General features: G+C 44.1%; 13 protein-coding genes and 1 riboswitch. Of the genes, 7 read left to right on the top strand and 6 right to left on the bottom strand.

Going from position 1 to position 12,193, the window contains the following annotated elements; all coding sequences use genetic code 11:
- Nucleotides 1-3 precede the first annotated feature (3 nt).
- Nucleotides 4-254, top strand: a riboswitch (cobalamin riboswitch).
- Nucleotides 238-2,322 (top strand): TonB-dependent receptor, encoded by a 2,085-nt coding sequence (locus H0W44_09430; protein ID MBA3582658.1) that lies wholly within the window; start codon nt 238-240, stop codon nt 2,320-2,322. It overlaps the preceding riboswitch by 17 nt.
- Before the next feature lie 156 nt (nt 2,323-2,478).
- The gene (locus H0W44_09425) at nt 2,479-3,042 is read left to right on the top strand and encodes a cob(I)yrinic acid a,c-diamide adenosyltransferase (GenBank protein ID MBA3582657.1); all 564 of its coding nucleotides are present in this window, start codon (nt 2,479-2,481) and stop codon (nt 3,040-3,042) included.
- 26 nt (nt 3,043-3,068) lie between these two features.
- Here H0W44_09425 and cobA read toward each other — a convergent pair whose 3' ends face one another.
- Both cobA and H0W44_09415 read right to left on the bottom strand, forming a co-directional pair.
- The gene (gene cobA / locus H0W44_09420; GenBank protein MBA3582656.1) at nt 3,069-4,529 is read right to left on the bottom strand and encodes a uroporphyrinogen-III C-methyltransferase; all 1,461 of its coding nucleotides are present in this window, start codon (nt 4,527-4,529) and stop codon (nt 3,069-3,071) included.
- A gap of 30 nt (nt 4,530-4,559) precedes the next feature.
- Nucleotides 4,560-5,297, bottom strand: coding sequence for a phosphoadenylyl-sulfate reductase (locus tag H0W44_09415; protein MBA3582655.1), 738 nt, complete (start codon nt 5,295-5,297; stop codon nt 4,560-4,562).
- Between the two features lie 170 nt (nt 5,298-5,467).
- Here H0W44_09415 and cysB point away from each other — a divergent pair, with 170 nt between their 5' ends.
- The 5 genes from cysB (at nt 5,468) to H0W44_09390 (ending at nt 8,688) form a co-directional block, all read left to right on the top strand.
- The gene (gene cysB, locus H0W44_09410) at nt 5,468-6,442 is read left to right on the top strand and encodes an HTH-type transcriptional regulator CysB (protein MBA3582654.1); all 975 of its coding nucleotides are present in this window, start codon (nt 5,468-5,470) and stop codon (nt 6,440-6,442) included.
- Nucleotides 6,443-6,470: 28 nt separating this feature from the next.
- Nucleotides 6,471-7,160, top strand: a complete 690-nt coding sequence (locus tag H0W44_09405) for an SIMPL domain-containing protein (protein ID MBA3582653.1) — start codon at nt 6,471-6,473, stop codon at nt 7,158-7,160.
- Between the two features lie 107 nt (nt 7,161-7,267).
- On the top strand, nt 7,268-7,471 hold the full coding sequence (locus H0W44_09400) for a hypothetical protein (GenBank protein MBA3582652.1): 204 nt from the start codon (nt 7,268-7,270) through the stop codon (nt 7,469-7,471).
- A 276-nt stretch (nt 7,472-7,747) separates the two neighbouring features.
- Nucleotides 7,748-8,098, top strand: a complete 351-nt coding sequence (locus H0W44_09395) for a hypothetical protein (protein MBA3582651.1) — start codon at nt 7,748-7,750, stop codon at nt 8,096-8,098.
- Nucleotides 8,099-8,145: 47 nt separating this feature from the next.
- Complete coding sequence (locus H0W44_09390) at nt 8,146-8,688, top strand: hypothetical protein (GenBank protein ID MBA3582650.1); 543 nt, start codon at nt 8,146-8,148, stop codon at nt 8,686-8,688.
- 742 nt (nt 8,689-9,430) lie between these two features.
- Here the strand turns inward: H0W44_09390 and H0W44_09385 are convergent.
- The 4 genes from H0W44_09385 to H0W44_09370 all read right to left on the bottom strand — a co-directional run bounded on the left by H0W44_09385 (nt 9,431) and on the right by H0W44_09370 (nt 12,156).
- Nucleotides 9,431-9,733: a type II toxin-antitoxin system RelE/ParE family toxin gene (locus H0W44_09385; protein MBA3582649.1), complete on the bottom strand. Its 303-nt coding sequence runs from the start codon at nt 9,731-9,733 to the stop codon at nt 9,431-9,433.
- Nucleotides 9,727-9,906, bottom strand: coding sequence for a hypothetical protein (locus tag H0W44_09380; GenBank protein MBA3582648.1), 180 nt, complete (start codon nt 9,904-9,906; stop codon nt 9,727-9,729). The genes H0W44_09385 and H0W44_09380 overlap by 7 nt, the downstream gene beginning before the upstream one ends.
- 116 nt (nt 9,907-10,022) lie before the next feature.
- Nucleotides 10,023-10,511 carry a DUF934 domain-containing protein gene (locus tag H0W44_09375; GenBank protein MBA3582647.1) on the bottom strand — a complete coding sequence of 163 codons (489 nt, stop codon included), beginning with the start codon at nt 10,509-10,511 and terminating at the stop codon, nt 10,023-10,025.
- The gene (locus tag H0W44_09370) at nt 10,504-12,156 is read right to left on the bottom strand and encodes a nitrite/sulfite reductase (GenBank protein MBA3582646.1); all 1,653 of its coding nucleotides are present in this window, start codon (nt 12,154-12,156) and stop codon (nt 10,504-10,506) included. The genes H0W44_09375 and H0W44_09370 overlap by 8 nt, the downstream gene beginning before the upstream one ends.
- Between the last annotated feature and the right edge of the window lie 37 nt (nt 12,157-12,193).

The following is a 12,193-nucleotide window of genomic DNA, read 5'->3' as shown; positions in this document are numbered from 1 at the left end:
TACTGTGCGCACACGTTTACAGGTGCTCGTCATTGCACGCGTTAAACGGGAAGTTTGGTGAAATACCAACGCTGCCCCCGCAACGGTGATCGGTTATAGCTTCATAAATAACCACTGTGTTAGTTACATGAATGTTTCAACATTCAATAGATAATATGGGAAGGTATGAAGCCGAATATTTAAAGCATATTTAAATCATGCGTTTAAACATTCAACCGTCAGCCCGGATACCGGCCTGTGAATATTAAACACGTTGCGGTGGGCCACGTGCGGGAATATTTTATTTTTTATCCCGCCACTCATCCCCGCAATATTTATTATTGTTCACAAGGGGATCTTCCCATGAAAAAACGTTTATTAAACGGGTTATGTTTATTGCCCGTATTGTTGTTAACGTCTAACACTGTTTGCGGGGCGCAAAGCAGTGCATTACCGGAAACTATTGTTAGCGCTTTACGCACGGAATCTGCAACCACTTATTTACCCGCAAGTTTCACCGTCATTGATCGCGCGGCAATTTTAGCGAGCAATGCCGTCACGCTAGATCAAATATTATTAGGTCGTGCAGGCATTAGCGTTACTAATCCTGGCACCGGTGCGGTTATTGATATGCGTGGTTTTGGTGAATCAGCAGGTTCTAACGTATTAGTTTTAATTGATGGGCGACGTTTAAACAATACCGACATCGCTGCACCCGATTTAAATACCATCGCTTTAGATGATGTTGAACGCATTGAAATTATTGAAGGCAGCGCCGGTACAGTTTATGGCGATCAAGCCGTCGGTGGTGTGATAAACATTATTACTCGCAAAGCTGATGCATTACGTGCTTATGCGAAAGTGGGTGTCGGTGCTTATAACACTTATCAAGCGGATGTAGGCGCGAGTCAGCAATGGGGTTTTTATGGTTTACGTGTCAATGCAAGCGATCGTCACACCGATGGTTATCGTGAGCACAGTAAAGTTGATGAAACATTTGTTAGCGTACGCAATGAATTTACCTTTGAATCATTCGGTGGCTTGTTGGAATACCAAGGTGCAGAACAAAAACAACAAACAGCGGGCGCTTTATCGGAAGACGATGCAAAAAGTTCGCCGCGTATTTCCTATGAAGATTTTGAAAATGATTATATTAATAGCAATACCGATACGGGTCATGCGCAAGTATGGTTAGGTTTTGCAGAACATTTTCGTGCGCAATTAGATGTCACACGTGCGCGAGATGAACAAGTCTTTTTGCAAAACTTTAGTGGCTGCGCTTTGTTTAGTTCCTGCACTACTGATCCAGGTAATAGTCTGCGCGAGCAAAACACAGTAAATCCGCAAATTGAAGCGCGTTATCAATTAAGCGCAGGTGAGTTGGTGAGTGCTTTAGGTTTTGAAAGGATTGATTCGGATTATAAAAGTTTTATTCCTAGTAGTTTTGGTGACTTTGATCGCAGCAATCAACAACAAACTGAATCGCTTTATTCCAATACGGTGATTCCTGTATTGCCGATGTTGGGTGTAACGGTGGGCTTACGGACTGCCAAGGTCGATGATGAGTTAACCGATGCTACTGACTATCCCGATGGTTTAAAACACGATGACAGTGTTACCGTTTACTCGTTAGGCGCTACGTTGCGACCCATTGAAAGTTTAAAATTGTTTGTACGTTTTGATCAAAACTATCGTTTTGCAAAAGTAGATGAACAAGCTTTTACGGCGTTGGGTAGCAATGGCTTAGAAGTGCAAACCGGTGATACCTGGGAATTAGGTGCACAATGGCAAAGTGATGTTCTGTACGTTAAATCATCCGCGTACTTATTAGATTTGCAAAACGAAATTGCGTTTGACCCAAGCGCAGACAGTGGTGGATTTTTTCCGGGCGCCAATGTGAACTTTGATGAAACGCGGCGTGTGGGCGGCACTTTAGAGCTTGGCGTTAATGCAACATCCGCATTGAGTTTTGTCGGCGCTTATACATTAACTAAAGCAGAATTCCGTTCAGGTGTATTTGCCGGTAACGATGTTTCAGGTGTGCCCGAAAATGTGATCCGTGGCGCGGTTAATTATCAGCTCGCGGATGTTAGCCTGTCGTTTGAAACTAAACGTATCGGCAAACAATATTTGCCCGGTGATAACGATAATGCAGCAGATCCACTATCAGGTTACAACGTGAGTAATTTCACCTTGAACTACAGCGTCAATCAGTGGAATCTGGGTTTGCGCATTGATAATTTGTTTAATGCACAATACTACGATTATGCTAACTCGTTTGGAGCTTATTATCCCGCCACGGGCAGCAACACTTGGTTAAGTCTTGCCTATCGTTTTGAATAATTATTTGTTAGCCCTTATGGGTCATTGACGAAATAAGGGATTTTTAGACTACTTCTCTATAAATGGTCGCTGCACGGATTGTCGCGGCGGCCATTTCCCTTTACCATGCTTCGCCCCTGCACAGTGATATGTGCCAGCCAATAATAGGAGCACGCCATGGGATATCGACTTACTAAAATTTATACACGCACCGGTGATGACGGCACTACTGCTTTATCGGATGGCAGCCGTGTCGAAAAAGACACGTTTGTAATTGAAGCCATTGGCGCGGTAGACGAACTTAATTCCGCTATTGGCATTGTCGTCGCGCATGACATTCCTGAAGATATGCGCTTTTTATTATCAGAAATTCAGCATGACTTATTCGAAATGGGCGGCCAGCTAAGCTCACCTGAATACAGCGGTTTAAACGAAGCGCGGATTACTGCAATTGAAAAACAACTAGACGATTTAAACGATCACTTGCCGCATTTGCGCGAATTCATTTTGCCGGCGGGTAATTTAGCGGTGGCGAGTTGTCATTTAGCGCGTAGCATTTGTCGACGCGCAGAACGTCGTTTAGTTACGTTAACATTTGAAGAACCTGAAACGGATCCTTTACTACAAAAATATTTAAATCGATTATCCGATTTTTTATTTGTGACCTGCCGAATCTTAGCTTTGCGCGCCGACGTACCAGAAGTGTATTGGCGTTCATCGCGCTTGCGTTATCAGAGTTAATTTTTACACAATTTTATTAACCTTGATTAGACAGAGTTTTCAATAAGCTCTGGAACAAACCATTGTAATGATTCGTGTAAAGCCGCCACTTCACCAATAATAATTAAGCTCGGTTGGCTTGCGTCATTGTTTTCTGTTTGTTGCACAATATTCGCTAACGTGCCACTGATCACGCGTTGATTAACCCGCGTGCCGTTTTCAACGATGGCAATCGGCATTACATCGGGCATCCCGTGCGCGCGCAATTGTTCAGTGATTTGTGCAAGATTTTTTAAGCCCATATAAAACACCACGGTTTGTTGTGGTTTACTCAAGGTTTGCCAATCCAGTGAACCGTTCAATATAAATTCACCGTCTTCACGTAAATGTCCGGTGACAAAAATCAAACTCTGCGCATGATCGCGATGCGTGAGTGGAATGCCCGCATACGCTGCGCAGGCCGTCGCGGCAGTGATGCCAGGCACGACTTGAAAACGTACTTTCGCTGCTACTAGACTTTGCAATTCTTCGCCGCCACGACCGAAAATAAAGGGATCGCCACCTTTTAAACGGCAGACACGTTTGCCTTGTTGCGCGTATTCCACTAGTAAACGATTAATTTCGCTTTGCGGTTTGCTGTGACAACCTTGAGTTTTACCGACAAATATTTTTTCCGCATCGCGGCGTACGAGATTTAATACTTCATCGGAAACGAGTTTGTCATATAACACCACATCCGCTTGCTGCATTAAACGCAATGCGCGAAATGTTAATAACTCTGGATCGCCTGGGCCTGCACCTACTAAATATACTTCACCGCCCATTTTATTGGCGGTATGTTGATGATTTTCACCGGTGTAGTGCGTCAGTAAATTTTCGGCGATGTGTTTTGCATCAACACTATTAGTTTGCATTAATTGATCGGCGTAAGGACTGCGCAACAGTTGCTCCCAAAAACGGCGGCGCACCGTTATGTCGGGCAACGCTTGTTTAATCTGTGCGCGTAAAGCGCCGGCGAGTGTGGCGAGTTTGCCGTAGTGTTGCGGAATTAAACCTTCGAGTTTTTCGCGTAACAATCGCGCTAATACCGGCGCACGGCCACCGGTGCTCGCAGCAATAATCACCGGTGAGCGATCAATGATCGACGGAAAAATAAAACTGCATAATGCGGGTTGATCAACCACATTAACGGGAATATTGGCCGCTTGCGCAACGTCGTGTACGGTTTGATTAATGACCGCATCATCGGTAGCCGCAATCACTAATACAAACGTGTTAATGCGTTCGTTTAATAAGTCAGCAAAATCTTTAGCTGCATATGGTAACCAGCGTTCGATGGTTCCCGCTTCATGCCAGCTAAGTAATTGTGGATGCAATTCAGTGGCAAGCAAGGTGATCTGCGCGCCGGCTTGCCGAAGTAGTTCGGCTTTGCGTAACGCAACCGCGCCGCCGCCTACGATGAGGCAGCGACGTTGCTGAAGATTAAGAAAAATGGGTAAGTGATCCATTACCCTGCCTGTGGTAAATAAGTAAGTAAGTTATGCGGCGTTGGGTTTGCCTGCATGCAAACCGCATTCTTTGGTTTCAGGATTTTCCCACCACCAACGACCAGCGCGAATATCTTCGCCTTTGCTGATAGCGCGGGTGCAAGGTGCGCAACCAATAGAAGGATAGTTGCGATCGTGCAAGGCGTTATAAGGAATATCTAAGGCTTTGATATAGGCCCACACATCGCTTTCTTCCCAATCAATCAATGGGTTAGCTTTATCCAAACCAAAGGCTTTATCGAACTCAATGGCCGGCACGTCCAAACGCGTGACCGATTGGCTACGCCGTAAGCCGGTGATCCAAGCGCCTTGACTCGCTAGTGCGCGTTTTAATGGCTCAACTTTGCGGATATTGCAGCATTCTTTACGCAGATCCACGCTGTTATAAAAAGCGTTGATGCCTTTGGTGCGAGTGAATTGTTCAATCGTCGTCGTGTCGGGATAGTAATAGGTCAATTTGAAGTTATAACGGTCTTCGGTTTTCTGCATCAAGTCATACGTTTCGGCGGGCAGGCGGCCGGTGTCCAAGCTGAAAATATCGACTTGGGTGAAATCTTTGCGTAGCAAATCCGTAATCACCATATCTTCAGCGCCGAGGCTGTTAGCAAAGACGACTTTGCCATGTTTGCTAGTGATTTCTTGCAAAATCGCTTTGGCAGCGGCGACTTTGGCTTGTAAATCGGGGCTTAAGGCAGTTGTCATAGGGCACCTGTTGCAGAAGTTGGGCATCGGGGCGGCGTACGCCTACCCGAGCGGCAGGGGTGGCACTATAAAGGGCTTTGTCAGTACATAAAAGAATGTTTGTTTATTTTTTTAGCTCAAATCGGTATATAAAGGTATTCCAGATCAGGCCGAGCAGCCATGAGCTCGTCCATTATCGTTTAGAGAAACCGCACCTTATGAAACTACAACAACTCCGGTTTTTGGCAGCCATCGTCAAAAACAATTTAAACATTTCGGAAGCAGCGGAAAAACTGTACACCTCGCAGCCCGGCGTTTCCAAACAAATTAAATTGTTAGAAGATGAATTAGGCGTCGAATTATTTCATCGTAGCGGCAAACACCTCACGCATATTACGCAAGAAGGATTGCTAATCATCGCGCGCGCCGAACATGTGTTAAAAGAAGTTGAGAATATTAAAAACCTCGCGGCGGAATTTCGGCATGCGTCGCGCGGTACTTTGAATATCGCCACCACTCACACACAAGCACGTTATTTATTGCCCCCGGTCGTACAAAAATTTCGCGGCCGTTATCCCGATGTGGATTTACATTTTCACCAAGGCACGCCACGTTCAATTTCTGAAATGGCCGTATCCGCCGAAGTAGATTTTGCCATTGCCACCGAGGCTATCGCTTTATACAGCGATTTAATCATGATGCCTTGTTATCGTTGGAATCGGTGTTTAGTCGTGCCGGCGCAACATCCACTCACACAATTAAAAACGGTCAGCATTCAAGACCTCGCGCAACATCCTTTAGTGACGTATGTCTCTGGTTTAACCGGTCGTGGCCAAGTCGATGATGCATTTAAGAACGCCGGCTTAACCGCCAATGTGGTATTTACTGCCACCGATGCCGACGTGATTAAAACCTATGTGCGTTTAGGTTTGGGCGTGGGTTTAATCGCGCGTATGGCCTATTTGCCAGAAGAAGATAAAGACTTAGTGAAAATAGACGTGAGTCATTTATTTGCAGGCAGTATCACTAAAATAGCCTTTCGACGCGGTATGTTTATTCGTGCTTATATGTATGCTTTTATGCAGCTATTCGCGACGCATTTAGATCGTGATACAGTCGATGCAGTGGTAGCGTGCCATAATCAAGAAGAAGTTGACGCGTTATTTGAAAATATAACCCTGCCAGAATATTAATTTATTTCAATCATTGGAGAACACCGCTATGCGTATTTCTATTTTATTTTCATTTTTAATTTTAGTTAGTGGTTTCAGCATAACTGCACATGCAGAAGAGAGCGCATGGGTAGACGTCAGCGGTGAAGGCGTTAGTCGCGTCAATCCAGAATGGATGGCGGTGCAATTTTCAGTGTGGGAAGTACAGCAAGATAAAGCGCTCGCTAAAAGCAAAGTCGACCAACGCACGCAAGCCGCTTTAAAAGTATTGCAACAAAACAATGTGGCCAAAGCGGATATTGACGCGGGTGATTTTCGTCTAGCGCCTGAATATAGTTGGGATAACAACACTCAAAAACTTACCGGTTATCGCGCAACCCGCAGCGTGCGTGCGGTGGTCCGCGATTTAAAAATCTTAAACACCATCACCGATGGTTTATTGCAAGCAGGCGTCAGCGAAATCAATCAAGTTGAACCCGGTCGTGAAAGTGTTGAAAAAGCCGAACAGGAAGCTTTAGCTAAAGCGTATGCATCGGCTAAATCAAAAGCCAATGAATTAGCCAAAGCCAGTGATCGCCGTTTAGGTGCTGTTTTAGAAATTAGCGAACAAGGCATCTCGCGCCCACCGATGTTAGAGCGCGGCATGAAAATGCAAGCAATGGCCGCTGATGAACCTGCGTTTGATCCGGGCATGCTAGAAGTGCGTGCGCAAGTGCGGATTAAGTTTGCGTTAAAATAAATTTTCTTAATTTTTAAAATTTTTTCAGAAGGTCTTATTGAATGATTAGCGCGGCCAATGCTTTTGTTTATAGCAATATCCGATTTGTCGAAATGGTCGGCGTATTAATGCGAATTTTTAGTTTCACATTAGTTAGCTGGATGGGACCCGAAAGTCCTTTCTTATTCGTTTGGGCATTTAATACCATTGATGCGATTATGTTGTCATGGTGTGCGATTTTACGTAAAGACAATGCCTATACATTGCTGAATCTGTTTTGGATTATTGTGGGGATTGTGGGTATGTTACGGGCGAGTGGGATGTTGCATTAAAAGTATTTTATTAGTTGGTCGCGTATCAATATTTTACAAACAAAAGCGTTTCGCTCGTCGCTACGCGACTACAGCGAGTGACTTTTTGTCGTAACAAAAAGTCACCAAACGCCGCTCTCTTGCATCCCTGCAATCGCGGCATTCGAACATCCTGTTCATCAATACTCTCCCCGATATCACGTACGGAAATGGAATGAAATTCCATTTCCGTATTCCCTCGTCATATTTAAAGGCTGACGCGTCGCCTCCACGCACATCCTGTTGCGATCGGCTCACATGAACATCCCTGTTCATGTGCCGCTAGCCTTTAAATATGCCTCAGCGTGCCATAACGGGTTTTTCCCTTGGTTTAATATCATTACAGTTTTTGATAATTATAAAGCTGAATGTGCCTTAGCATCGAAAACAAAGAAACGTAGGGCGCAATGCGCTACGCGTATTGCGCCCTACGGCGCTAAAATGGAAAATGGTATTATCGGCATGGCCTTCATGAGTGTTGTCCTGATCGAAGCACGCAGCGACGGTAAAAAATACACTGCGATTGCTGTTTACAAAGATGTCGTGGACGCGCAGCAACATAAAGAGATAGAGTTTTATGAAGTGTGGGGAGCTGCGTTGGATAATTGACGGCGCTAGTTAATAAGATATAAATAACTGTCTATAGGCTAATAAAAATGGATATTGATACATCATCACTAGAGTCCGCACGAAGAAATTTGGTGGTCCTTTCTACGGGTTTCATTTTGTTTGCGCTAGGAGATGCCCATTTAGGAAATCAAGAGCATGTTTCTACTATATCAGTACTTGCCAGCAGCATTACTTTTAAAAAACCACAAGTGCTAGCTTATTTTGCTTGGATTATGTTGGCTTGGTTTTTGTTGCGATTTTGGCAGTTTTCCAATCATAAGAATGATTGGCTTTCATATACGCATTCTATGTATAAGTCTGATCTCATGGGCAAATGGTTGAAACAAGAAACAAAGGACGGAACAAGTGCATATGACGGCGATACTTACCAACCCGTGTTTGGTTTATGGCAGTGGCAAGTAAAAGCAGGAACACGCAGCGCTCAAGAATTTTTTAAAATAAAACCTAATCAGGTATTTAGGAAATTAACATTGTTTTTATATATTGCATTTAAAACTGAAAAATTTGGACAATATTATTTTCCATATTTTATGGCGTTCTTTGCTGTCATTGCAAAACTGTTTTTTTAATCACAAAGGCATGGTATGTTTTTGATAGCAAAAACGTTCTGCTAACTATACTGTAAAAAATTTTCACAAAGAAAAGAATTATACCAATCGCTGCCCGACTGCAGTGAGTAACTTTTTGTCGTAATAGAAAGTTGCTAGCGTCGCTATCTTGTATAGGGGTGCTTTCCTCTTTGTTTTGTAACTCCTGTGATATTCACGCATTTGTCGATATTTGATTAATCACAATAAATAACGAAGGAGCATTCCCCTCGTGGCTCGCTGAGTGTTGCACGACTTGTCGGGGAAAACAAACAGGAAGTTTGTTTTAGTTCCGCCGCGACAAGGACGTCGCATCGGGACGACCCGTTACAAGTTGCGCAATACGAGGAGACTGCACGTGTTTGTTTACGCGCAGCGAGACATCGGGGAGAGTATTGATGAACAGGATGTTCGAATGCCGCGATTGCAGGGATGCAAGAGAGCGGCGTTTGGTGACTTTTTGTTACGACAGCAGATTTTTGCTCCTACAAAATCTGCATTCATGCCATCCATGGCAATCAAAGTTACTCGCTGTAGTCGCGTAGCGACAAGCGAAACGCTTCTGCTTTTATAAGAATATTCAATTTCTTGTTACGACAGCAGATTTTTGCTCCTGCAAAATCTGCATTCATGCCATCCATGGCAATCAAAGTTACTCGCTGTAGTCGCGCAGCGACGAGCGAAACGCTTTGTGTTGTATGGTGAAATATAAATGCATAATGAATTAAGTATTAATTTTTCCTAAATCATCTATTTTTAGATCGCGTCGCCTGTGGATAATGGTCAGCACATAGATATTTTTTTGATGAATTTGATAAATGATACGGTAGGAATAAACAGAAATTTCTCTTAAGGTTTCGTCATTTATTTCGGGAACAATTCTGCCTAATCGTGGCAATAAGTCGAGGGTGTTGGGTTTTGCGTAAATATCGTCAGTGACTTTTTTGGCGTAATGGACGGAATCGGAAGCAATGAAGTTGTAAATTTGTCGTAGGTCTTGTTTGGCGCTCAAGGTCCAAATTACCATTGATCCATCTCGCGGCGTAGGTCTCCGGCTGTGATAGTACGGCCTTCGCGGACATCGTTTTGACCTTTATGAACTTTGTCGATTACATATAGGCGGTACATAATTTCTTCCATATCAACGGCATCCGGTAATTGTTGGATAGCTTCAATGGCATTTTGTTTAGGTGTTTGCATATAAAACGCCTCAATTGAGTGGTTTTAGAATCAAATCGTTTTCTATGAAAAAGTATAGACTTTAGGGCGCAATAAGCAAAGCGTGAAATACTTGTAGGCCGCCTTACGTCGAATGTTTAGTTTTTATTCATATGCCGTGTTGCTGGCATTTCCGCTTTGTTCGGTTGGTATTGCACGGTAAACACATCAAACCCTTTTATAAGGTCTGCGATGTTTTTGCTAGGATCATTTTCAAATGCGTTAAAACCACAGCGTTCCATGAATTGCAGTTGATCACGCAGGACGTTACCGCCAGCGCGAATTTCTCCATTGAAGCCATAACGATTGCGTAGTAGATACGCTTGCGAGTAAGCGCGACCATCGCGGAATAAGGGAAAGTCTAAAACAATCAACGCGAAGTGCGCTAAGTCATCTTGCAGGCTGGTGACGTCGACATCATTCGGAATTTTTATGCCGAGTAATTGTGAATGTTTGATTAATTGTTCGCGCTGAATTTGCCAACGAGCGTAGGTGATGATGCTGTTTTCCGCGGGCAATGCGGTTTCGTCGTCTACGTAAACCCAGTTGTCATTTACTATTTTTCGATCACGAATTATTTTACTCATAGATGGCATCCTTAAATATTTGTATGCCGATACGATTGAACGTATCTATAAAACGCTCGCTTTCGATGCGGTGTTGGATGTAGACGTTTAATAATTTTTCCAGCGTGTTGGCGACTTCGTGTTTTTCGACGGCGGGACCTAATACTTTTCCGACCGCTGCGTTAAGGGATGCGTCGCCACCGAGTTGGATTTGATAAAACTCTACGCCTTTTTTATCAACACCTAAGATGCCGATGTGGCCCACATGATGATGACCGCAAGCATTGATGCAGCCTGACATTTTTAATTCGATTTCGCCGAGGTCGTATAAATAATCGAGTTTGTCGAATTTATCATTGATTTGTTTGGCGATGTCGATCGAGCCCGCATTCGCTAATGAACAAAAGTCTAAGCCCGGGCAGCAAATCATATCGTTGAGCGTGCCGATATTAGCCCATGCAAGATTTTGTTGGTCTAAGGCTTGCCACACTGCGAATAAATCGGCGTGTTTAACATCACCGAGCATGAGGTTCTGATTATGCGTGGTGCGAATTTGGCCGTAGCTATATTGTGTGGCTATTGCTGCTACTGCATCCATTTGCACATCGGTGATGTCGCCCGGTGCAATGGCGGGTGCTTTTAAGCTGATCCACACTGCACGATAACCGGCGACTTTATGATCGACGGTGTTGCGTTGTACCCAAGTTGCAAACAATAGATTGGTTTTTTTATGTTGTTCAAAACTTGTATCGCTAGCGGCTTGTGTGTCGTAAGTAAACGGCGTGAAGAATTTTTGGAAGTAACTAACACGTTCCATGTCGAGTTTGAGTGCGCCGGTTTTGATATGTGACCATTCGGTTTCGACGAGTTCGCCAAAACGTTTAATGCCTAAAGCGGTAACTAAAATTTTAATTCGTGCTTTGTAGATGTTGTCGCGACGCCCTTGCAAGTTGTACACGCGCAAGATGGCTTCTAAATACGATAACAAATCTTCTTTGGGTAAAAATTCGCGCACGACTTGACCAATGATGGGCGTGCGACCTAAGCCACCGCCGACTAATACTTTAAAGCCAATTTCATTTTGTGCATTGCGCACTAAATATAAACCGATGTCATGCACTTGTACGGCCGCGCGATCTTTGCCTTCCGCGCCACTGACGGCGATTTTAAATTTGCGTGGTAGATAACTAAACTCTGGATGAAACGTCGACCACTGACGAATGATTTCGCAATACGGCCGTGGATCTTCAATTTCATCTGTCGCAACACCGGCGAGTTGATCGGAGCTGACGTTGCGAATGCAGTTGCCACTGGTTTGAATGGCGTGCATTTCTACGCTGGCAAGATCTGCCAAGATATCGGGAACGGTTTCGAGTGCGGGCCAGTTGTATTGAATATTTTGCCGGGTGGTGAAGTGACCATAATTACGATCATACTTGCGCGCGATATGCGCGAGCATGTGCAATTGTTCGCTGGATAATAGACCATAGGGTATTGCTACGCGCAACATGGGTGCAAAACGTTGCACATACAAGCCATTCATTAACCGAAGTGGACGAAATTCTTCTTCCGTCAATTCTTTATTCAAATAACGTTGCGTTTGGTCGCGAAATTCTGCGACTCGTTGTGCAACAATTTGACTGTCAATGTCGTTATAACGATACATGGTCTATTTCCAATCTCAGGTTTAGCGTGCTGCGCTG

Source organism: Gammaproteobacteria bacterium, from assembly GCA_013817245.1.
Classification (GTDB): domain Bacteria; phylum Pseudomonadota; class Gammaproteobacteria; order HTCC5015; family HTCC5015; genus JACDDA01.
The sequence above is the reverse complement of the archived record's forward strand: the minus strand, read 5'-3'. Positions and strand labels throughout refer to the sequence as shown.

Excerpts from the sequence above, each read along its gene's own strand:
- H0W44_09405 (MBA3582653.1), top strand. The coding sequence starts at position 6,471 with ATGCGTATTTCTATTTTATTTTCATTTTTAATTTTAGTTAGTGGTTTC.
- H0W44_09385 (MBA3582649.1), bottom strand. The coding sequence starts at position 9,733 with ATGGTAATTTGGACCTTGAGCGCCAAACAAGACCTACGACAAATTTAC.
- H0W44_09400 (MBA3582652.1), top strand. The coding sequence starts at position 7,268 with ATGCGAATTTTTAGTTTCACATTAGTTAGCTGGATGGGACCCGAAAGT.
- H0W44_09370 (MBA3582646.1), bottom strand. The coding sequence starts at position 12,156 with ATGTATCGTTATAACGACATTGACAGTCAAATTGTTGCACAACGAGTC.
- H0W44_09380 (MBA3582648.1), bottom strand. The coding sequence starts at position 9,906 with ATGCAAACACCTAAACAAAATGCCATTGAAGCTATCCAACAATTACCG.
- H0W44_09390 (MBA3582650.1), top strand. The coding sequence starts at position 8,146 with ATGGATATTGATACATCATCACTAGAGTCCGCACGAAGAAATTTGGTG.
- H0W44_09375 (MBA3582647.1), bottom strand. The coding sequence starts at position 10,511 with ATGAGTAAAATAATTCGTGATCGAAAAATAGTAAATGACAACTGGGTT.
- cobA (MBA3582656.1), bottom strand. The coding sequence starts at position 4,529 with ATGGATCACTTACCCATTTTTCTTAATCTTCAGCAACGTCGCTGCCTC.
- H0W44_09395 (MBA3582651.1), top strand. The coding sequence starts at position 7,748 with ATGAACATCCCTGTTCATGTGCCGCTAGCCTTTAAATATGCCTCAGCG.
- H0W44_09415 (MBA3582655.1), bottom strand. The coding sequence starts at position 5,297 with ATGCCCAACTTCTGCAACAGGTGCCCTATGACAACTGCCTTAAGCCCC.
- cysB (MBA3582654.1), top strand. The coding sequence starts at position 5,468 with ATGAAACTACAACAACTCCGGTTTTTGGCAGCCATCGTCAAAAACAAT.
- H0W44_09425 (MBA3582657.1), top strand. The coding sequence starts at position 2,479 with ATGGGATATCGACTTACTAAAATTTATACACGCACCGGTGATGACGGC.